Origin of the sequence: Paraliomyxa miuraensis (genome assembly GCF_026337845.1) — a bacterium.
Classification (GTDB): Bacteria; Myxococcota_A; Polyangia; order Nannocystales; family Nannocystaceae; genus Paraliomyxa; species Paraliomyxa miuraensis.
Map to the genome: position 1 here is coordinate 148848 of NZ_JAOVZF010000148.1, position 20518 is coordinate 169365.

General features: G+C 70.6%; 14 protein-coding genes. 7 read left to right on the forward strand and 7 right to left on the reverse strand.

Annotation, left to right across the window (positions count from 1 at the left end):
* Positions 1-39: 39 nt before the first annotated feature.
* The 3 genes from OEB96_RS15225 to OEB96_RS15235 all read right to left on the reverse strand — a co-directional run bounded on the left by OEB96_RS15225 (position 40) and on the right by OEB96_RS15235 (position 5843).
* Positions 40-2895, reverse strand: a complete 2856-nt coding sequence (locus OEB96_RS15225) for a serine/threonine-protein kinase (protein WP_266216525.1) — start codon at positions 2893-2895, stop codon at positions 40-42.
* A 37-nt stretch (positions 2896-2932) separates the two neighbouring features.
* Entirely contained in the window at positions 2933-3610 is a 678-nt protein-coding gene (gene alkB / locus OEB96_RS15230) for a DNA oxidative demethylase AlkB (RefSeq protein ID WP_266216526.1), read from the reverse strand.
* 76 nt (positions 3611-3686) lie between these two features.
* Complete coding sequence (locus OEB96_RS15235; RefSeq protein WP_266216527.1) at positions 3687-5843, reverse strand: serine/threonine-protein kinase; 2157 nt, start codon at positions 5841-5843, stop codon at positions 3687-3689.
* A 310-nt stretch (positions 5844-6153) separates the two neighbouring features.
* Between OEB96_RS15235 and OEB96_RS15240 the strand changes: the two genes are divergently transcribed.
* The 5 genes from OEB96_RS15240 to OEB96_RS15260 all read left to right on the forward strand — a co-directional run bounded on the left by OEB96_RS15240 (position 6154) and on the right by OEB96_RS15260 (position 13228).
* Positions 6154-7143, forward strand: a complete 990-nt coding sequence (locus OEB96_RS15240; RefSeq protein WP_266216529.1) for a PEGA domain-containing protein — start codon at positions 6154-6156, stop codon at positions 7141-7143.
* The gene (locus OEB96_RS15245) at positions 7121-8458 is read left to right on the forward strand and encodes an FG-GAP repeat domain-containing protein (protein WP_266216530.1); all 1338 of its coding nucleotides are present in this window, start codon (positions 7121-7123) and stop codon (positions 8456-8458) included. The genes OEB96_RS15240 and OEB96_RS15245 overlap by 23 nt, the downstream gene beginning before the upstream one ends.
* Positions 8459-8809: 351 nt before the next feature.
* On the forward strand, positions 8810-9853 hold the full coding sequence (locus OEB96_RS15250) for an FHA domain-containing protein (RefSeq protein WP_266216532.1): 1044 nt from the start codon (positions 8810-8812) through the stop codon (positions 9851-9853).
* 106 nt (positions 9854-9959) lie between these two features.
* Positions 9960-10847 (forward strand): SCE4755 family polysaccharide monooxygenase-like protein, encoded by an 888-nt coding sequence (locus tag OEB96_RS15255; RefSeq protein ID WP_266216533.1) that lies wholly within the window; start codon positions 9960-9962, stop codon positions 10845-10847.
* A gap of 71 nt (positions 10848-10918) precedes the next feature.
* The gene (locus tag OEB96_RS15260; RefSeq protein ID WP_266216534.1) at positions 10919-13228 is read left to right on the forward strand and encodes an amidohydrolase family protein; all 2310 of its coding nucleotides are present in this window, start codon (positions 10919-10921) and stop codon (positions 13226-13228) included.
* Positions 13229-13243: 15 nt separating this feature from the next.
* Here OEB96_RS15260 and OEB96_RS15265 read toward each other — a convergent pair whose 3' ends face one another.
* The 3 genes from OEB96_RS15265 to OEB96_RS15275 form a co-directional block, all read right to left on the reverse strand.
* Complete coding sequence (locus OEB96_RS15265) at positions 13244-13894, reverse strand: helix-turn-helix domain-containing protein (protein ID WP_266216536.1); 651 nt, start codon at positions 13892-13894, stop codon at positions 13244-13246.
* Between the two features lie 150 nt (positions 13895-14044).
* Positions 14045-15010: an NHL repeat-containing protein gene (locus OEB96_RS15270; RefSeq protein WP_266216537.1), complete on the reverse strand. Its 966-nt coding sequence runs from the start codon at positions 15008-15010 to the stop codon at positions 14045-14047.
* Between the two features lie 83 nt (positions 15011-15093).
* Positions 15094-16050, reverse strand: a complete 957-nt coding sequence (locus tag OEB96_RS15275) for a LysR substrate-binding domain-containing protein (RefSeq protein ID WP_266216539.1) — start codon at positions 16048-16050, stop codon at positions 15094-15096.
* Between the two features lie 71 nt (positions 16051-16121).
* Here OEB96_RS15275 and OEB96_RS15280 point away from each other — a divergent pair, with 71 nt between their 5' ends.
* Positions 16122-17597 (forward strand): catalase, encoded by a 1476-nt coding sequence (locus OEB96_RS15280; RefSeq protein WP_266216540.1) that lies wholly within the window; start codon positions 16122-16124, stop codon positions 17595-17597.
* A 362-nt stretch (positions 17598-17959) separates the two neighbouring features.
* Entirely contained in the window at positions 17960-20092 is a 2133-nt protein-coding gene (locus OEB96_RS15285; protein ID WP_266216542.1) for a hybrid sensor histidine kinase/response regulator, read from the forward strand.
* Between the two features lie 25 nt (positions 20093-20117).
* Here the strand turns inward: OEB96_RS15285 and OEB96_RS15290 are convergent, their stop codons facing one another.
* On the reverse strand, positions 20118-20513 hold the full coding sequence (locus tag OEB96_RS15290) for a type II toxin-antitoxin system PemK/MazF family toxin (protein WP_266216543.1): 396 nt from the start codon (positions 20511-20513) through the stop codon (positions 20118-20120).
* Positions 20514-20518: the final 5 nt, after the last annotated feature.

The following is a 20518-nucleotide window of genomic DNA, read 5'->3' on the forward strand; positions in this document are numbered from 1 at the left end:
GTCCTCCATCCCCGATCCTACCGCCGGCAGCGATCCTGGTCACTGATCTCGCGCGCCCTCGTCGAGCCACTCGCGCACCGACCTCGCCCCGTCCTCGTCGCCGGCCCCCCGATGGATCGAGATCGCAACCTCGCCCATCGCCGTGACCTCGGCCGCGGGAGCCTCGGTGGCGCGCAGCGCCTTGGCGTGGGCAAGCGCCGCGCCGGCCCGCCGCGCGGGCCGATCGTCGCTGGTCGCATGGAACCGCCACGCCGCCGCGGTCAGCGGCAGCGCCTGCTCGGCCCGCCCGGCTTCGGTCAGCAGCCGTGCCAGCGCCACGCGTGCCTCGATCACGTCGACGTGCTCGGGGCCCAGCCGCTGCACCCGCGACTCCACGGCGCGCCGGGTCTCGTCGATCGCCTCGTCGGCGCGCCCCATCGCCATCAGCTCGATGCCCAGGTTGAGCCGAGCGATCTCGATGGAGGGATGCTCGGTCCCCACGCTGCGTACGAGGCTGTCGATCACCGCACGCAGCTCCTCGGCGGCTGCCGCATTGTCGCCGCGCTCCCCCAGTCTCGTCGCCAGATTGAGACGTGCACCCGCCACATTGGGATGCTCGGGCCCGTAGGCCTCGCGAAAGATCTCCACCACCACCTCGAACTCCGCGAACGCCTCGTCGTGCCTGCCCAGCCCGTCGAGCACGCCTGCGAGGTTGCTGCGCGCCATCCCGACCGACGGGTGGCGCTCGCCGAGCGCGGCCCGCATCACCGCGAGTGCGGCTCGGTACTCGCGCTCGGCCCCCGGCAGGTCCCCCCGCGCCATGAGCATGTTGGCGAGGTTGTGGCGAGCGTTGGCGGTCCGCGGGTGATCGGCCCCGAGCACCTGCGATCGAAGCGCGACCACGGCCTCCTGCTCCCGCTGGGCCCCCGCGAAGTCGCCCGAGTCGAGCAACGTCGCGGCCAGCGACATGCGCACGGCATCGACGTCGAGCGGGTCGACGTCGGGCACCTCGTCGAGGAACGCCAGCGCGGCGCGCAGCTCGGCCGTCGCGGCCTTCGGGTCGCCCGCGCCATCGTGGAGCACTCCGATCACCCGGTGCACCTCGGCCTGGCGCAGCGGCGGTTGCGAGGCCCGGGCCGCGAGGCCAACGGCCGTGACCGCGAAGTCGAGCCCGCGCTGGGGCTGACCGCGAAAGCTCCCGGCGACCATGGCCAGCGCGCTCGATGCGACCGCAGCCTCGTCCCACTGGCCCAGGCGTACCGCCGCCTCGACGGCGCGTGTGAGCTCGGCCTCGGACTGCTCGTAGTGGCCGAGCCGCTCGTGGTTGATGCCCACGGCCACCTGCACCTCGGTCACGAGCGGCGCGTAGCCGATCGCCTCCGCCCGCTGCAGCAACGACGGGAGGGAAGCCTCGGCCGCCTCGTACTTGCCGGCGTTGCCAAGGCTCATCGCGCGGGCCAGCTCGTTCCGCACCGCCTCGACCTCTGCGACCTCCGCCTCCGGCGGCGGGACCACGCTCGCACCCAGCCACTTCACGTCGGCACAGCGCGACAGCGATGGCAGGGCCGAGACCAGCTCGCTCGCCCGCTCCACCACCTCGGGATCCGCCCGTGCGAGCAGCTCGGTGGTGGCTGCGAGCGTACGCCGAGCTCCCTCGAGGCAGCCGATCCGCAGATCGAGCATCGCCACCGACTGATCGCCGCGCACCCGAGTTGCCTCGCAGGCCTCGGTGTGCTGCTCCACCCAGGCCTCGGCGTAGGCATCGAGATCGGGCGCCACCCCGTCCCACGTCGTCTTCGCATACGAGAGCCCGCTTCCCAGGATCGCGTCGCGACTGGCCCGACGGCGTGCGTCGTCCCAGGCGTCGCCGAGCTGCTCGCGCGCCGCGGTGCAGGGGCTCGCCGCGGGCTCGGGCCACGCCACCACGGCGAGCGTGGCGACGAGCACGACCCCCGCCCCGCTCGCCGCGGCGATGCGATTGCGACGCCTTCGCGCGTAGGCAGCCTCGAGCGCGTCGAGCAGCGTGAGCATGCTCGAGAACCGAGCCTCGGGCTCGGGCGCGAGCCCACGGCGTAGCGCCTCGACCACGGCCCGCGGCACCGCGGCGTGCTTGGGCCACGCAGGCGGACCCTCGTGCTTGCTCTGCACCAGCGACTCGAGGTCGTTGGCCACGTAGGGAGGCGCCCCCGTGAGCGCCTCCCACACCGACACGCAGAACGCGAACTGGTCGGCCGCTGCCGTCAGCTCGCCCGCGGCGTGCTGCTCGGGCGCCATGTAGCGCGGCGTGCCCATCACGGTGTCCACGGCGGTCAGCGCGGGCGGCAGCGAGAGCGGCGGGTATCGGCCAGTCATCGTCGAGTCGACCCCACCCGCGTCGATCCGTGCCAGGCCGAAGTCGGTCACGCGCGCGCGTCCGTCCTCCCCCACGAGCACGTTGTCCGGCTTGAAGTCGCGGTGCAACAGCCCCGCCGCGTGGGCCGTGACCAGCCCCCTGCCCGCCTGCACGAACGCCGCCACGATCGCGGGCACGTCGTCTCGTCGCTGTCGCACCCAGGCCTTGAGGGTGGTGCCGGCGACGTACTCCATGGCCACCACCGTGCCCCAGCGCGGATCGTCGTCGACGTCGTAGACGGCCACCACGTGGGGATGGCTGAGCTTGGCCATCGCCTGCGCCTCGCGGACCATGCGAGCGCTCGCGGCCTGGCTCATCGCCGTGGTGCGCACGATCTTGAGCGCGACCTCGCGCTGGAGCTTGGGGTCGTAGGCGCGCACGACCACCCCCATCGCGCCGCGGCCGAGCTCGCCGATCACGAAGTAGCGACCGACGGCCCGACCGACGAGCGACTCCACCTCGGGACCGCTCGAGGTCTGCCCGAGGACCGAGGTGACTTCGTCGTTGGAGCCCTCGGTGCCCACCAGGGCATTATGCCAGACCGCGCGAAACCGATGTTCGCTACGACCGCGCTCGAAGCCCCAGTACGGTGCGAAACGTGAGGTTGATGCGGCAGCGCCCCGTGGCGGGATGGTGGCCCTCCGGCAGCACGCGCACGCCGTGGAACCGCAGGCGTGACGGCCCACCCCACACCACCACGTCGCCGTGACGCACCGGAACCGGCTGGGGCCGCTCCTTGCGGGTGAGCCCGCCGAGCAGGAACACCGCGGGCAGTCCCAGCGACACCGAGACGATCGGCGCCGAGAGCTCGAGCTCGTCCCGGTCCTGGTGGAGCGTCAGCCGAGCCCCGGGCGCGTAGCGGTTGACGAGGCAGGCCTCCGGGCGCAGGGGCCCGAAGCCCGCGCGCTCCGACGCGGCGGAGGCCAGGCGCAGGAGCGATGCCGGCATCGCGGGCCAGCGACGGCCGGTGTCGGGGTCGAGCTCGGAGTAGCGATAGCCGGTGGTGTCGGAGACCCACCCCAGCGTGCCGCAGTTGGTCATCGCCACCGACATGCGAAAGCCGCCCGGGGTCACGAGGTGGCGAAACGGGGCGGCCGCCGCCACGCGCTCCACATCGGCGAGGACGGCCCCCGCATGCGAGAGCGCAAAGCCCCGCAGCACCATCGCCCCGGGCGCAAGCGGCTCGACCGCAGGCCCGACCACGGGCTCGGGCAGGTCGAGCGTGAGCTGATCGGTCATGGCAGCGGCCCTGCACGGAGCATACGTCATTCGAACGAGCGGCGCGTGCCTCGGCGCCACGGCCTGCACCGACGCCTCAGCGATCGCCGAGCACCGAGCGAACCTTCGAGATCCTCCACTCGGCGCGGCTCTCTCCCAGGTCCCGCGCCCGCTCGTAGTGCGCGAGCGCATCGCGATGGCGCAGCACCTTGAGATAGGCATCGCCCAGGCGCAGGTGATGGCCGGCGCCACGGGGGCTGGCCCGAACGACGCGCTCCCCGAGCTCCACCGCCCGCTCGTAGGCACCGCGCTCGAAGGCGACTTCACGCAGGCCGACGAGTGCATCGAGGCAGTGGCGATCGTGACCGAGGGCCCGCTGGAACAGCAGCTCGGCGCGTTGCAGCGAGCCCGAGGCAAGGGCCGCCCGACCGTCCTTGGCCAACGCGACCGCGCGGCGTCGATCGTCGCGGGATACCCGAGGGGGCCGGCTCCCTTGATGGTCTGCGTCGGTCGCATCCGCGACGGTCGCGTCCGCGACGGTCACCTCGTTCCCCTCGAGGGGCCCGGGCGGGTCCTCCTCACCGCCACTCTCGTCCTCGTGAGCGGGGCCCAGCCCGCCGAGCTGCGACAGCATCTGATCCAGCGCGCTGGCTCTGCGCACCTGCCGACCCCGCAGCGCCTGGAGCTCCTCGCGGCGCGCCTCGGTGGTGGAAGCAGCCAAGACCACCAGGGGCTCGGCTCCCAAGAGCTCCGAGTAGGAAAAGGCGAGCGACTCGGCTCGCCGGGCGAGCGCCTCGAACTGCTCGTCGGTCGCCGAGACCCGGGTACGCGCCATCTCCCGCTCGGGATCGAAGAGCAGCGCTTGCTCGTAGTAGGAGACGGCGAACGGATGTCCGCCCTCCTCGTGCCAGTAGTCGTTGCCCAGGCGCTCGAGCGTGGAGGCCAGCTCGTCGCGCAGCTCGCTGGCCAGGGTGCGAGCGAGCTCTTGGTCCTCGCCCTCGCGCAGCTCGAGCGCTCGCACCACTGTGTATGCGGTCTCGTGTCGTGGCTCTTCGACGGGCGGGTACACGAAGAAGGCCTTGGCGGCGGCGGCGCGAGCCCGCTGGCCTTGCTGCTCGACCCAGCTCGAGGCCACGAGTTCGGTCGCTTCGGACGAGCGGCCGGGCAAGAGCTCGACCGCCAGGCCACCGAGCAGCAGCACCACCGCGGCGGCGAGCGGGGCGAGCGGGGCGAGCCGTCGTCGCGACCGCGACGGAGGACTGGGCAACAGCGCGCTCAACCGCTCCCGCCGCTCCGGCTCGACCATGGGCGGAGGCAGATCGTCCCACGGGGTCTGCAAGCCGCACGCGAGCTGGGCCTCGCACAGGGCCGCCTCCACCTCGTCCATGCTGGGCAAGCGGCTGGCCGGATCCTTGGCCAGACAGCCCAGGACCACCGCATCGAGGGCAACGGGAAGATCTGGGCAGCACGAGGACGGCGTGGGCGGCTCCTGCGAGAGGTGGGCGCGTAGCACCGCACAGACATCGGTGCCCTCGAAGGGCACTCGGCCCGTGAGCAGTTCGAAGGCCAGGCAACCCCAGGCATAGACGTCCACGCTGGGCTCCACGCTCCCGCCCATGGCGACCTCGGGGGCCAGGTAGTGCGGCGTGCCGCCTCGGATCGCAGTCGACTCCGAGCCGTCGTGAATCGCCGCAATGCCGAAGTCGACCAGCTTCACCGCATCGGCTCGGCCATCCTTGGTGGTCAAGAGCACGTTCTCGGGCTTGATGTCGCGGTGCACGACCCCGGCGGCGTGGGCGGCACAGAGCCCTCGACAGACCTGCCGCAGGATTCCCACCGCACGCGCGGGCTCCATGGGCCCCGACAGCGCCTCGTGCAGCGAGCGCCCCTCGAGCAGCTCCATGGCGATCATCAGGCGTCCATCGGGCAGCTCGTTGAAGTCGTAGAGCTGCACCACGAACTCGGACTGGATGCGGCTGGCCGCCCGAGCCTCGTCGCGAAACGCCTGAGCCACCGCGACTCGATGGCAGACCTCGGGACGCAGGATCTTCACGGCCGCGCGGCGTCCCATGTCGACGTGCTCGGCCTCGTAGACCACGCCCATGCCCCCCTCGCCCAGCCAGCGCACGATGCGATAGCGGCTGCCGGGGATCGGCTCTCCGGGCCGCAAGGGCACGAGGTCGCGCTCGAGCGGGGTGCCCTCGAGCGCGCTGCGAATCCATGTCGGCGTCGTGATCGCCGCCAGGCCGCTCATCCCCCTGGTCGTCCGTGTCATCGGAGGCGGTGCCCCACCGAGATCCGCGGTCGGACCTCGGTCGGCTCGCTCGATGAACTTGGTGCTCCCGAATCCCATGGGCCCCACGATGGCGCTCGTCGATCTAGCAAGCGTGTCGCCGGTTGCGAGCGGCGAAGGAGTGCAGAGTGCAAGGATCGTCGCGATCGCCGTTCAGACCGTGAGCACACGTCGTTTGCTCGCCGGTCGCGGGGCCGCTCGGTGAACACGGGGTGCCGGAAAAGTGCCACTGCGGTCGGGCTTTCGCTCGGCTGGTTGCTAGCCTGGCCTCGTGGCGATCCTGACGTCGTGGTGCGTGGGCATGCTGCTCGGGCTCGGGAGCCCGGAAGCGGCACGAACACGCGTGGCCGTGCTCCCCGTGGAGAGCCACGCCACCTTGCCCGACGCGATGCAGACCGAGCTACGCCGAACCATCGCGCGAGGGCTGGAGCGAGCCGAGGTGCAGCTCGTGCGCAACGACCGGATCGACGGGCGGCTGGACGGCGAGGGCTGCCACAGCACGCGCTGCACCATTTCGCTGGCCGAGGCGGTCGGGGCCACGTGGGTCCTGCGGCCCACGATCACCGAGACCGACTCGATCTACGAGATCCGGCTCGAGGTCATCGATGCCGGGGGGCGCACGATCGCGTCCGCCTCCGAGCGCTGCGAGATCTGTGGCTATCAGGAGGTGAACGACCTGCTCGGCGACCGCAGCGCCGCGCTGGGAGCCAAGGTCCAGCGGCTGCGGCGGCAGCCGCCGCGCCTGCTGCTGCGCTCGAACCCCAGCGGGGCAGTGGTCTGGATCGACGGCCGACGGTCGGGGCGCACTCCCCTCGAGCAGGAAGTGACGGCCGGCGAGCACGAAGTACGGGTGGCGCTGCCGGGCCACGTCAGTGAGCACCGTCGGATCACCGCCGTCGCTGGCACCGATGACGCCCTGAGCTTCACCATGCTCGCCGAGCCGACCAAGACGCGCGCCGGTCGGCCCTGGCTCGGCGTGGGGGCGGCCGCGCTGACCACGGGAACCGCCCTGGCCGGAGCGGGGATCGCCCTGGCTGCGATCGACGAGCGTGAGTACGAGCGACGCTGCAACCCCGATCCGCGAGGCAACTGCAGCCACCGCTACGACACGCTCGCGGGCGGCGTCGCCCTGATCGTGAGTGGAGGCGTGCTCCTCGCCACTGGAGTGGCCGCGCTGGTGGTCGATCGGCGTGCACGCAGAGCAGACCCGCTGAGCAAGAGACGATGGAGGTTTGGTCGTGGGCTCGCGATCGCATTCTGATGGGGGACTGGCGCGCTCGTGCCTGGTCACTGCGACGCTCGCGGTCGCGAGCTGCCTGGAGCCGAACCCCGGCTACCTGGGGCCCACCACGAGCACCACCGAAGCATCCTCGAGCACGGTGGTCCCTCCGGTGGAAGCAACCGGTTCCGACGCCGGAAGCGGCCAGCCGACCCTCGATGGCGGCTCGACCAGCGGGCCCGGCGTGGGCTCGTCGGAGAGCTCGACCGGGCCCGAGACCACCGAGGACTCCGTGGTGTGCGGCGGACCCCTGGAGCCTTGCCACGTGGGACCCGGGGTGATCGCGCTGGGCCTCGATCAACCCGAGCCCGTCACGCTGGCCGACCTCGACGCCGACGACCACCTCGACATCATCGTCGGCATCACCAACGGCTCGTCGGTCGCGGTGCTCCTGGGCGACGGCACGGGCTCGTTCGCCAATCCGCTGGTGTCGGCCGCAGGGCAGGGTCCGCTCGCAGTGGCCACGGCCCACCTCGATGGCGACGCCAACCTCGATGTGATCACGGGCAATCGCGACGGCGACGACGTGACGGTGATGCGCGGGCTGGGCACGGGGCTCCTGACGCCGCCGATCTCGTATCCCGTGGGCGATCGAGTCCAGGCGCTGGCCCTCGCCGACCTCGACGGCGACGGGCACCAGGACCTCGCGGTGGCGGCGCGCGACGACCACGACGTGGTGATCCTGCTCGGCAACGCGAACGCGGAGTTCTCCACCGGTGCGTCGTACCCCTCACTGTGGCGCCCGGAGGCGGTGGCGCTCGGGCCCATCGACGCCGGGCCCTCGCTCGACCTCGTGGTCGCCAACCGGGACAGCGACGACATCACGGTGCGGCTCGGCAACGGAGCCGCGGGGTTTGGCCTGCCGATGACGCTCTCGGCCGGCCATGGCCCCTCCGACGTGGCGCTCGGCGATCTCGACGAGGATGGCTGGCTCGATCTCGTGGTCGCCAACGCGGACAGCGACGACGTGACCGTGCGCTTCGCGGACGGCAACGGCTGGTTCACGGCGGGATGGTCGATCCCGGTGGGAGACCGGCCCCACGCCGTGCTCGTCGTCGACCTCGACGTGGACGGAGCGCTCGACATCATCGTGGCCAACCGGGACTCCGAAGAGGTGGTCGTGCTGCTCGGGGACGGAGTGGGAGGCTTTGGCCCGCTCGTTGCGTTCGATGCCCAGACCAAGGTCTCGAGGCTGGCGGCCGGGGATCTCAACGAGGACGGCGTCCCCGATCTCGTGGTCACGCTGCCCGATGCCGATGCGATTGCGCTGATCCTCTCCGCACCGAGCTCGGGCTAGACATGCCGCGGGGATCGATCTCGCGCGTAGCGTCGCGGGGTTGGAAGAACCACCCGACTCCCGCCGGGCAACGGCGAAGAGATCGCCATCCGTGAATCACGGCCCGAACGACGGCCCGATGCGACGAAGCGCGAGCGCACGCGCGCGTATTCGACCGTCCTTCGCTCGTTCGCGCGCATCCCTGCTCGCGATCGCTCACCGTCGCGCTCACGAGCGCGCGGCTGTCGACCCTCCTCACGCGCGGCCGCCCCTCGGTTCGTGCCCGTCGTGTCTTCGCGCCTCCTCGAGCGCAACGACGCAGCGCATCCCGGCCCCGCTGGCCGCCGCCGAAGGGTTACGATGTCCGTTCCGATGATGGATGAACAGTCGTGCTCGACCAGGAATGGGCGATGGCAGCTCCGCGTGCTCAACGGTCCCCTCTGCGGAGCGACCTATGCGGTCGGAGCTCGGCTGTCGATCGGCCGTGACGCGACCTCCGACATCCAGCTCTCGGCCCAGGAGGTCTCGCGCAACCACGCTCGCATCGAGCGCGGCGAGGACGGGACTCACGTGCTCGTCGACCTCGACAGCAGCAACGGGACCTACGTCGACGGCGTGCTCGTGCGACGTCACCTGCTCGAACCCCACGCCGAGATAACCATCGCCGACGTCGAGCTGGCGTACGAGCCCGTGCCGGAGCTCCTCCGGCCCCCGATGGTCCCGAGCCCCGGTGGAGAGCCCAATGGACCGCGTCGGGCCGCTCATACTCCCGTGATGGCGGCACGCCGCCACGCTCCCACCACGCCGGTCGGGATCGCCGTGCCGGCGGGGGCCATTCGCGATCGCAGCGGTCACGCCCTCGTGTTCGAGCACCCCGAGATCGGCCCGTACGTGGGCAACCTGCTCGCCGACATCGTCGAGTACCGCACGCTGCGGGCTCGGCAGCTGCGCGGTGGACTCGCCGACCCCAAGCTGGTGAGCACGTTCGATCGGCTCAAGCTCAAGCTCAAGCAGCCGCCCTCGCCCGGAGGCCAGGTGCCCCAGCGCGGGTTCCGTCGCTTCGGCTGCTGGCTGTTTGCTCGCCTCCAGCTCCCGTCGGACGAGGAGCTGTCCTGCCACGTGTGCGAGGTTGGGGTCGACGGTGCACAGCTGGTGGTCGAGGCTCATCAGGTCCCCATCAACTCCCCGGTGCGCCTGGCGGTCGACCTGGTCGAGGCCGGCAACAAGCGCTCGATCGTGCTGCCCGGCCGCGCGTCGTGGACCGACGGAGAGCGGCTGGCGATGGACTTCTCGGGGGCGCCGCGCCGCGAGGAAGGCCGCTACGCTCGTCGATCCACGACTCCGCAACCGACACTGACCGCCGAGGAGCCGACCAAGCTCATGCTCCGTCCGCCGTCGCGCCCACGCGCCTCGTGATCGGTGCTGCTCGCTCGAGCGCCACCCGGGAACACGCTTCCACGTCGCCATCCGCCGCGAAGAATGGGCGAGCCACGCCGGTCCAGGATCGAGTAGTCTCCCACGCGTGCTCGACCTCATCGACTCCCGCTCCGTTCCCGGGCTCGCCGTGCTCGCGACCCTGCTTGGCTTGGCGACTCCCGCCCTCGCACACTTCGAGCTGACGTCGCCGCCCGCGATGTTCGAGCAAAATGCCCTCGGTGATCCCCAGAAGGCACCACCGTGCGGAGACAACGGCGGTGCGATCGCAACCGGCATCGTCACGTCGCTCCAGGCGGGCGACACCATCACGGTGACGATCAACGAGACGATCTTCCACCCGGGCCACTACCGCATCGCGCTCGCGCTCGACGACGGTGTGCTCCCCGACGCGCCCCCCGTCACCCCCGGCACCACCGATTGCGGCAGCGCACCGATCGATCCCGCACCCGCCTTCCCCGTGCTCGCCGACGGCGTGTGGGAGCACAACGCGCCGTTCACCGAGCCGCAGTCGATCGACATCACGATCCCCGAGGGTGTCGAGTGCACCAACTGCACGCTGCAGGTGATCCAGTTCATGTCCAACCACGGGCTGAACGACCCCGGCGGCTGCTACTACCACCACTGCGCAACCCTGGCCGTCGAGGCGGACCCGGCGGGGGCCACCAGCGCGGGTGACGAGACCGGACCAGGAGACTCGTCGGGGGGCGGACCCTCGTCGACGACCGGCTCGGGCAACGACAGCGGCGGCCCGGTCGGAACGAGCAACCCCGCGGGCGACGACACCTCCGGCGCCGATGCCGGAGCGACCACCGCGGCCGAGACCGATCCCGGGGAGACACCCGACGATTCCGCCAGCGGCTGCGGCTGCTCGCAGCCCGCGGACGGACACGGCCAGGGGAGCGCAGCAATGCTCCTGGGCCTGCTGGGCCTGCTCGCGCTGCGACGCCGAGATCCGGGCCAGACCTCGGTGTGACCCCGCCAACCCGGCGTGACCCCGACGGCGCTCGGCGGGCCTGCCGCCAGTGGGATAGCATCGCGCCCGTGATGCGCGGTCCTCGTTCTTCATTGGTCTTGGCCTTGCTCTCGCTCGCGTGCAAACCGGACGATCCTCCGGTCGCCGATGGCACGACCGGCGACACCACCACGAGCACGACGACGGGCAGCACCACCGACGACACCCTCGACGGCACGGCGACCGACACCGGCGAGCCCCCTGCGGAGCTCGACGTCCACGTGTTCGCCAACGGTTGCTATTCGATCCACGCGGGCGACGAGTGGCTCGCCCGCGCCTCCGACGAGGCGTTCGGCTTCGCCGGTGGCGGTGCCTCGCGCTTCTTCATGAAGGCCTCCGATCTTGGCACGTACCTGTTCTACGACGAGGACGGGGGCTACCTGGTGGCCGAGGACGGACCCCTGCTCCGTCAGACCGCGCTGCAATCGGACATGCTGCTGGTCGACGACGACTACGTCTCGGGTGCAGAGTGGGTGCTCGAGCCCGCGGCCACCGATCCCTCCACCCAGGTCTGGCTCCGCAACCGTCGCACCGGCCAGCGGCTGGGCCACGACGGGCTGGTGACCGACGAGGCCGCCGCGCTGGCAGTGACCCTCGAGAGCGCCTCCGATTGCCGCGAGCACCCCGAGCTGACCCTCGACGCCACCGGCACGGTGACCCAGACCCAGTTCGAGGACGGGGATCTCTACGGCATCGTCGACACCCACTCGCACATCCTGTCCAACTTCGCATTCGGTGGCGGTGGGATCTTCCATGGCGCGCCGTTCCACCGCCTGGGTGTCGAGCACGCGCTGCCGGATTGCTCGATCTATCACGGCGAGAACGGTCGCAAGGACTTCTTCGGCTACGCGTTCGACACCGCGGGCGCCGACGGAGCCGACATCGCGGGCCTCTTCCCCGATCTGCTGGCCGGTGAGCTGAGCGTCGACAACCACGCCACCGCGGGCTACCCCGAGTTCACCGACTGGCCCAACGCCCCCACGCGCTCGACCCACCAGACGCAGTACTACCGCTGGCTCGAGCGAGCGTACCTCGCGGGGCTGCGCCTGGTGGTCCAGCACGCCACCACCAATTCCGCCATCTGCCACATGACGGCGGGAGAGGGGATCCAGCCCGTGCGCTACTCGTGCGAGGACATGGTGGCCGTCGATCGCATCATCGAGGAGACCTACGCGCTGGAGCGCTACATCGACGCGCAATCGGGCGGCCCCGGCGAGGGGTGGTTCCGCATCGTGCTGACCCCCGCCGAGGCCCGCAACGCGATCGAGGCCGGCAAGATGGCCGTGATCCTGGGCATCGAGACCTCCGACCTGTTCGACTGCCGCATCACCCCGCGTGAGAGCAGCCCCCTGTGCGACGAGGACTACATCCGGCAGACGCTCGACACCTACTACGAGCGCGGCGTGCGGGCGATCTTCCCCGTGCACAAGTACGACAACGCGTTCACCCCGGGTGATGGCGATCGGGCCTTCATCGAGCTGGGCAACTTCATGAACAGCGGGCACTGGTCCAACTTCACCGAGGACTGTCCCGCCGACGCTCACGAGATCTTCGACCACGGCGACGTGGCATTCGGCGGCCTCAACATGCCGCGCGACGAGTACGACACCCCGGCGCCCAACGACTTCTCGAACTTCCCCGATCAGCCGTTCCCCACCCTGTTCCCGTTCATCTCGTACCTCGACGATCCTCCGCTCGTCGGCGACTACTGCCAGAACGCATCGCTCACTCCGCTGGGGGAGACGCTGCTGCTCGAGATGATGGCGCGCGGGATCATCATCGAGATCGACCACCTGCCCCAGTGGTCCAAGGTCCGCGCGTTCGAGCTGCTGGTCGACAACGACTACCCGGCGGCCGGAACCCACGGCGGAACCCAGGGCGGGCTCATCTACCAGCTCGGCGGCATCTCCAAGACCGGCCTCGGCCGCTGTCGCGACGCGGCCACTCCGGGGCTGATGCTCGAGCGCCTGCAGGAGCGCATCGCCCTCATCACCGCCAACGGCGGCTACCCGGGCGAGGGCTTTGGCTTCGATCTCAACGGCTTTGCCGGCGCGCCCGGCCCCCGCTTCGCCGCAGGCGCCTGCCCCACCCCGCAGGAGGACCCCGTCACCTACCCCTTCACGTCCTACGCCGGCGACGTGGAATTCACCGAGCCCTCGGTGGGCAACCGCGTGCTCGACTTCAACATGGAAGGCATGGTGCACATCGGGCTGCTGCCCGAGCTGCTCGAGGACGCGCGGCGCGATGCGGTGTCGGAGGCCGACCTCGAGCCGCTGTTCCGCTCGGCCGAGGCCTACATCCGCATGTGGGAGAGGGCCGAGCAGCGCGCCTCGCAGCTGTGAGGGCCCGCCTCGACGCTATCGCATGCCCACGCGCGCGAGGTGCTCGCGCAGGTGCTTGCGGCTGACGTCGAGGTGGCGAGCGGCATGCGTGAGGTTGCCCGCCGTCCACTCCAGCACGTGGCCGAGCAACCACCGGTCGGCCCCGTCGTGGATCGTCCGGTAGGTGCCCGTGGGCAGCAACGACTCGAGCGCAGGCCCGGCAAGCGGAGCGCTCGGCTTGCCTTCGAGGGCCTCGACCGCGGGCCCCGGGTCTTCACTGCGCGTGCGAGCAAACAGCTCGCGAAAGCGCCGGCGGCTGATCTCGAGGCGAGTCGCCGCCCGGCTGACGTTGTGACCTTCTTGCTCCCACACGTTGCCGAGCAACCATCGATCGATGGCGAAGTGGATCTGTCGGTAGGTGGCCTGCCCCGCCATGTCCCCGAGCGCAGGAAAGGGTGTGCCAGCCGACGACTTCGGCCCCGCGGGTCCCGGCGATCGCTCGGACGAGCGCCCGACGGACCCACGCCGACGCGAGGACACGTCGTTGGTGGCCCGCCTCGCCGACGTGCCTCCACGGTGAGCGAGCACCACGGTCACGAGTTCCTCGAGCCCAACCCCAGCCATGCGCGCGAGCTCATGGACCTTCATCCGACCCACGAGGATGGCCATCGCATTCGCGTTCGACATTGCGTTGCCACCCTAGACGATCTGGGCGCGATGGCACAGTGAGTTGGCTCGAATGGGACACCTGTCCGCGAAGCGGCGCGCAAGTGCTTGATTTTCCAGGGTGGACAAGACGTGCCACCCACCCCCACCCCACGCGCTCGGGCGCGGCCCTCAGCCGGCCACGGGCGGCGCCGAGGTGGTCGAACCCGCGCCGAAGAACTCGAGGCCGGGCGGCGCCACGGGAATCGGGATCTCCGTGGTGCTCACCATGTCCCCGTTGAACTCGATCTCGAACAGCACCCCTTCGCGGGCGAAGCCGTAGGCGCTGCCCCCCCAGAACGCCAGACCGAACACCTGATCGTAGGGCAGCGGTCCGAAATTCCGGGTCACCGAGCCATCGGCGGGATCGAGCTCCACCAGGCAATCGGTGGCATCGCAGCCCGGGCCGAACACGGTGAGGTAGGTCCCTCCGTCCTTGACCGAGACGACGTCGCCGCTCGACTGCAGCCCCCCCGGCAGCGTACCGAGCGTGGTGACGGCTCCGGTCCCGACGTCGATGCGCACGTATTGAGCACCATCGAAGCCCACCAGCGCCTCCTCGGTCGGGTGGACGGTCCCCGCCGGCACGAACGAGAGCGAGGTCGTGTAGCTGCCGCTGGCGATCTTGGTGCACTCGGCGGTGGTACGATCGATCGACCACAGCGAGCTGTAGGCCGTGCCGTACATGTTCGAGTCACCGTCGAGTGCGATGTCGATGATGGAGAAGTTCCCGTCGAGGCCGGTGAAGTCGCCCACCACCACCACCTCGTTGGTGTCGGGGTCGAGCCGATAGAGCGTGCGCCCGCTGTGGCCGAACACCTCGGCGACCTCGGGGATGGGACCTCCCGAGTCGTCCGAGCCGACGTCGAGCTTGAGCGTGCCGCCGTCGGTGGTGGGACCGGTCTCGTCGACGCTCCCGCTCGACGAGCCGGTGACCGAGTCGGAGTCGGGGCTCGGCGGGCCAGAGGAGCTGCTGCCGTCCGGCGCGGTGGTCGACGACGCGGTGGGTCCGCCGAAGCTCTCTCCCAGCGTGTCGCCTTGGGGGGAGCCAGTGCAGGCAACACACGCGACCAGGGGCAGCGCGATGATCGATCTCATGGGTGAATCGCGGCAACGGCCGCCGTGGCCATGGTCGCATTCGCGCGGTCGGCTGTCAGCCCGATGTTCGTCACAGGGAGATCTCACCGGCGTCTCGGTGCCCTGCGACGGCGGGGCACGCGAAGGCGCTCGGGCTGCGGGTAGGCGCGCCGAATGGTGATGGCGAGTTCCTGCAGCGCCCGCGCCAACGGCGAGCGCTTGCGCCATGCCAGCGCGATCGTCCGAGACGGGACCGGCGCCGCGAGTTCGCGGATCTCCAGGCCGGCCCGGTGAGCCTCGGTGGGCACCGCGAGCGTGGGGAGCAACGTCACACCGGCCCCGCCCGCCACCATCTGCGCGAGCGTCGTCAGGCTCGTCGCCCGAAACTCGAGCTCCCGCGTGCCGGTGCGCGAGCAGTACTCGAGCGCCTGGGTCCGGAAGCAGTGGCCGTCGTCGAGCAGCAGCACCTCCACGTCGGCGAGCTCCGCTCGTCGCGCCGGCCCCTCGTGACCTGCGAGCGGATCGCCGGGGCGCACCGCGAGCACGAAGGGATCGACGGCCACGACCGCGTGCTCGACCTCGCCGAGCTCGGCCTCGAGGGCGAGCAAGACCGCGTCGAGGGCCCCTGCCTCGAGGGCCTCGACCAGCGCGTCGGTCTTGTCCTCGGTCCACACCGCCACGAGCTCGGGAAACGCCTCGCGCAGCGCCGGGGTGACGTGAGGCAGGAGGTACGGGGAGATCGTCGGGATCACTCCCAGCCGGAGCGTGCCGACCAGGGGGTCGCGGGCAAGGCGAGCCGCTGCGACGAGGTCGTCCGCCTCGAGCAGCAGCCGCCGTGCGCGCTCGAGCACCACCTCGCCCGCCGCGGTCACGAGCACGCGACGTCGATCCCGCTCGAACAACCGCACCCCCAGCGCATCCTCGAGCTGCGCGAGCTGGGCGCTCAGCGACGGCTGCGACACATGGCAGCGCTCGGCCGCGCGACGAAAGCTGCGCAGGTCTCCGAGGGCCACCACATACTGCAGCTGCCTCAGCGTGAACGGGAGCGGAGCCGTGCTCATAGCCAATGACTATCATGTAGATACGAATGATGTCTTGGACCAATCACGGCTCGGGCCCCAGGTTGGTGATCATGACGACCCGACCCATCCTGACGACCGAAGCCGGCGCCCCCGTGGCCGACAATCAGCGCTCGCAGACGGCGGGCCCCAACGGACCCACGCTGCTGCAGGACCACCACCTCATCGAGAAGCTCGCCCGCTTCAACCGCGAGCGAATCCCCGAGCGCGTGGTGCATGCGGTGGGAAGCGCCGCGCATGGCTTCCTCGAGGTCACCAACCCCGACGTCCCTCGCTGGACGAAGATGAAGGTGTTCTCCGCGGTCGGCAAGCGCTCCCCGGTGTTCGTGCGGTTCTCGACCGTGGCGGGCAGCAAGGGCGCACCCGATACCGCTCGCGATCCCCGGGGCTTCGCCGTCAAGGTCTACACCGAGGACGGCAACTGGGATCTGGTGGGCAACAACACGCCGATCTTCTTCATCCGCGACGGCATCAAGTTCCCCGACTTCATCCACTCGCAGAAGTACGACCCGTTCACCAACCGGCAGGAGCCCGACAACATCTGGGACTTCTTCTCGCGCTCTCCCGAGGCCACCCACCAGTTCACCTGGCTGTTCGGCGATCGCGGGATCCCGGCGTCGTACCGACACATGGATGGCTTCGGCTCCCACACGTTCCAGTGGGTCAACGCCCAGGGCGAGCGCTTCTGGGTCAAGTTCCACTTCAAGACCGACCAGGGCATCCGCTGCCTCACCACCGAGCAAGCCGAGCGAGTCGGGGGCAAGGACCCCTCGTTCATCCACAAGGACCTCTACGACGCGATCGAGCGCGGCGACGCTCCCTCGTGGACGCTGAAGGTGCAGGTGATGCCGGTGGCCGATGCGGCCCGCTATCGCTTCAACCCGTTCGACCTGACCAAGGTGTGGCCCTACCAGGACTATCCGCTCGTCACGGTCGGTCGCATGGTGCTCGATCGACTCCCCGACAACTACTTCGCCGAGGTCGAGCAGGCCGCGTTCGATCCGGGAGCCTTCGTGCCGGGCATCGGCCCCTCGCCCGATCCCATGCTGCAAGCGCGGCTGTTCGCCTATGGCGATGCCCATCGCTATCGCCTGGGCATCAATCACTCGCGCCTGCCCGTCAACGCGCCCAAGGGCGTGCCCGGCGGGGCGCGCAACTACGGGCGCGATGGCGCCATGCGCTTCGACGACAACGGCGGCCGCAGCAGGAACTACGAGCCCAACGGCTACGACGGGCCCGTGCAGACGGACGAGGCCTACGACCTCGGCTACTCGCTCGAGGGTGCGATCGGCCCGGGCGGCCTGGTCCCCCATGCGGAGGACGACGACTTCGGCCAGGCCGGAGCGCTCTACCGACTGATGACGCGAGACGAGCAGCAGCGATTGGTCGACAACATCGCCGGTGGGCTCTCGCAGGTGAGCCGGGCCGACGTGATCGAGCGCTCCATCGACCACTTCCGCCGGGCCGACGAGGATTTCGGGCGTCGACTGACCGAGGCGGTCGGCCCCATCCCCGCGAAGGCCCAGTAGGAGGCACTCCGCCGCGGTCGCCGAGCTCCACGCCCGGGCCATCCCTCACGCGGTGCTGGCCGTGCCGTCCGAGGACGCGGTGGGCGACGTCCGACTGGCCGACCCCGCCGGCGATCACACCCGCTCGGGCCGCACGGCTCGCTCGAATTCCGTGTGATGGCCCACGGGCTTCATGGCTCGCTCCCTCGCCGCAGATCTCGCACACGCCGGGAGCGAGCCCGATGTTCCATCTGCTCGAGTGCGAGCACGAGGAGCACGGCCGCGATCATACGCCTTGCATACCCGGCCGCGGATGGACGATCGTTCACCACGACGATCACCGGGGGCGGCCTGTGATCGTGCGGCATCCCTGGAGGTACGCGTTGACGGCCGATCGACACAGCTCACCAGGGATGGATTTCTTTGCCGGGCCAGGTGTAGCCCGGGCCCTGTGCCGCGCAATCGACTGGAGCACCACCTCGCTCGGTTCGGTCGACCAGTGGCCGGCCGCCCTGCACACCTCGACTCTGCTGTGCCTCGAGCACGGCTCGCCGATGGCCCTGTGGCTCGGACCCGAGCTGGCCTTGATCCACAACGATGCCTACGCGCCGCTGCTGGGGTCCCGGTCCCCCGCGGCGATGGGATTGCCCATGCGCGAGGGCTGGCCCGAAGCACTCGACGCGCTCGGCCGGCGATGCGAGGAGCTCGTGCGGCCCGGCCAAGCACCCAATTGGGAGCATCACGTCGACGCCACCGCTCGCCACGTGCTGACCCCCATCCGTGCGTCCGATGGTCGAGTCCTCGGGGTGCTCGATCTCGTCGAGCCGAGCACTCCGGGATCACACGCGGCGCTCGGGGCCGAGACGGCCCGCGAGCTCGAGGTGCGGCAGACGTTCCTCCTGCGGCTCACCGACGCGATCGGGCCGAATGCCGACCCCAGGGACGCTCAGCACGCGGTCACCCGCCTGCTGGGCGAGTACCTGGGCGCGAGCCGAGTCTGCTACGCAGAGGTCGATGACGACGACGACACCATCCGCATCCACGCAGCGTTCTGCGCCCCGGGGATCGCGTCTCCCGTTGGCGTGTACCACGTCCACGCGTTCGGCCCCTACCTGCTGCGAACCCTGGGCTCCGGACACACGCTGGTGATCTCGGACGTCGACACCGTCACCGAGCTGTCCGAGCAAGAGCGCACGAGCTACCCCACGGCAGGCGTGATCGCCTACCTGGGCGTGCCCCTGGTCAGGAATGCGCGCCTGGTGGCCTTCCTCGCGATCCATCAGTCCGCCCCTCGCGTGTGGACCCCCGAGGAGATCGGGCTCGCCGAGGAGATCGCGGCCCGCACCTGGGCTGCGGTCGAGCGGGCCCGAGCCGAGGCCGCGCTGCGGATCAGCGAAGAGCGACTACGCGAGGCCGACCGGCGCAAGGACGAGTTCCTGGCCATGCTCGGGCACGAGCTGCGCAATCCGCTCGCCGCCATCCGCAACGCCACCGCCCTCATCGAGCACACCACCAGCCCAGACCCCCGGATGACACGGATCCATGCGGTGCTCGAGCGGCAGTCGACCCACATGACCCACTTGATCGATGGCTTGCTCGAGGTCTCGCGCATCGCCCGTGGCAAGATCGTCCTCGAGCGCACGACCCTCGACGCCTGCTCCGTGGTCGAGGAGGTCGTGCACGACCACGGCTCCGAGCTCGAGGAACGCCAGCTCGAGCTCGAGACCGAGCTGCCTGCCGCACCGCTGTGGGTCCTCGCCGATCGCGCGCGCCTGGTGCAGATCTTCGACAACATCGTCGGCAACGCCATCAAGTTCACCCCCGCCTGTGGCCGCGTCGTCGTGACCCTGACCGCGAAGGACGGCGCGGCCGTGTTTCGCGTGCGCGACACGGGGGTCGGCATGCGCCCCGAGATGCTCGAGGTGCTGTTCGAGCCGTTCCAGCAGGAGGCGCAGGACATCGTGCGATCGGCGGGTGGGCTGGGGCTCGGGCTGGCCCTCGCCAAGGGGCTCGTGGCGCTCCACGACGGCGCGATCGAGGCCCGCAGCGCAGGACTGGGCGAGGGCACCGAGCTCGTCGTCCGCCTGCCGCTCGCCCCCCCGCCCGACGTCGACGCACCGAGACCTCGGCCCAACCCATCGAAGCCGCGCCACATCCTCATCGTCGAGGACAACGCCGACGCCCGAACCATGCTCGCAATGCTGCTGGAGCTGCAGGGCCACGCGGTGGCCCTCGCGGAAACGGGGCTCGAGGCGCTCGAGTTGCTGCAGCGCCACTCGTTCGACTTGATCCTGTGCGACCTGGGCCTGCCGGGCATGAGCGGCTACGACGTCGCCAAGGCGATCCGCAGCGACCCCAAGACCCGCGACACGCCGCTGGTCGCCGTGACCGGCTACGGACAGCCCTCGGATCGCGCGCGAACCCTCGACGCGGGCTTCGACGAGCACCTGGTCAAGCCCGCTGGCATCGAGGCCATCGCGGCCGTGCTCGAGCGCTACCGCGACGGACGCGGCTGAGGGCCCGAGCGCGGCCGCGGCCATGCTATCGCCGGAAGAACGAGGCCTGCTGGAACCGCAGGCCCGCCAGGATCTGATCCACTCGCTCGCCCGACAACGCGCCGATGCGCTCCCCCAGCCGCGCCTTGTCGACCGAGGAGATCTGGGACACGACCACGACGCTCCGCTTGGGGAGGTCGCCCTCGCCCTCGTCGAGCAGCACGTTGCCGGGCTCGTTCGCCCGGTGCAGGTTCGAGGTCAGGGCGCACACGACCACGGTGGTGATGCGGGAGTGATTGAAGACGTCCTCCGACACCACCACGTGAGGGTGGGAGTAGCTCGGGGCCGGCCCCCGAGAGTCGTCGGGAGCGAGCCAGAACACGCCACCGCGATCGATCCGCGTCGGTCCCGAGCTCGGCGGTCCTTCGCTGCGCGTGCTCATGAGCG

Excerpts from the sequence above, each read along its gene's own strand:
- OEB96_RS15275 (WP_266216539.1), bottom strand. The coding sequence starts at position 16,050 with ATGAGCACGGCTCCGCTCCCGTTCACGCTGAGGCAGCTGCAGTATGTG.
- OEB96_RS15290 (WP_266216543.1), bottom strand. The coding sequence starts at position 20,513 with ATGAGCACGCGCAGCGAAGGACCGCCGAGCTCGGGACCGACGCGGATC.
- alkB (WP_266216526.1), bottom strand. The coding sequence starts at position 3,610 with ATGACCGATCAGCTCACGCTCGACCTGCCCGAGCCCGTGGTCGGGCCT.
- OEB96_RS15270 (WP_266216537.1), bottom strand. The coding sequence starts at position 15,010 with ATGAGATCGATCATCGCGCTGCCCCTGGTCGCGTGTGTTGCCTGCACT.
- OEB96_RS15250 (WP_266216532.1), top strand. The coding sequence starts at position 8,810 with ATGATGGATGAACAGTCGTGCTCGACCAGGAATGGGCGATGGCAGCTC.
- OEB96_RS15280 (WP_266216540.1), top strand. The coding sequence starts at position 16,122 with ATGACGACCCGACCCATCCTGACGACCGAAGCCGGCGCCCCCGTGGCC.
- OEB96_RS15260 (WP_266216534.1), top strand. The coding sequence starts at position 10,919 with ATGCGCGGTCCTCGTTCTTCATTGGTCTTGGCCTTGCTCTCGCTCGCG.
- OEB96_RS15235 (WP_266216527.1), bottom strand. The coding sequence starts at position 5,843 with ATGAGCGGCCTGGCGGCGATCACGACGCCGACATGGATTCGCAGCGCG.
- OEB96_RS15265 (WP_266216536.1), bottom strand. The coding sequence starts at position 13,894 with ATGTCGAACGCGAATGCGATGGCCATCCTCGTGGGTCGGATGAAGGTC.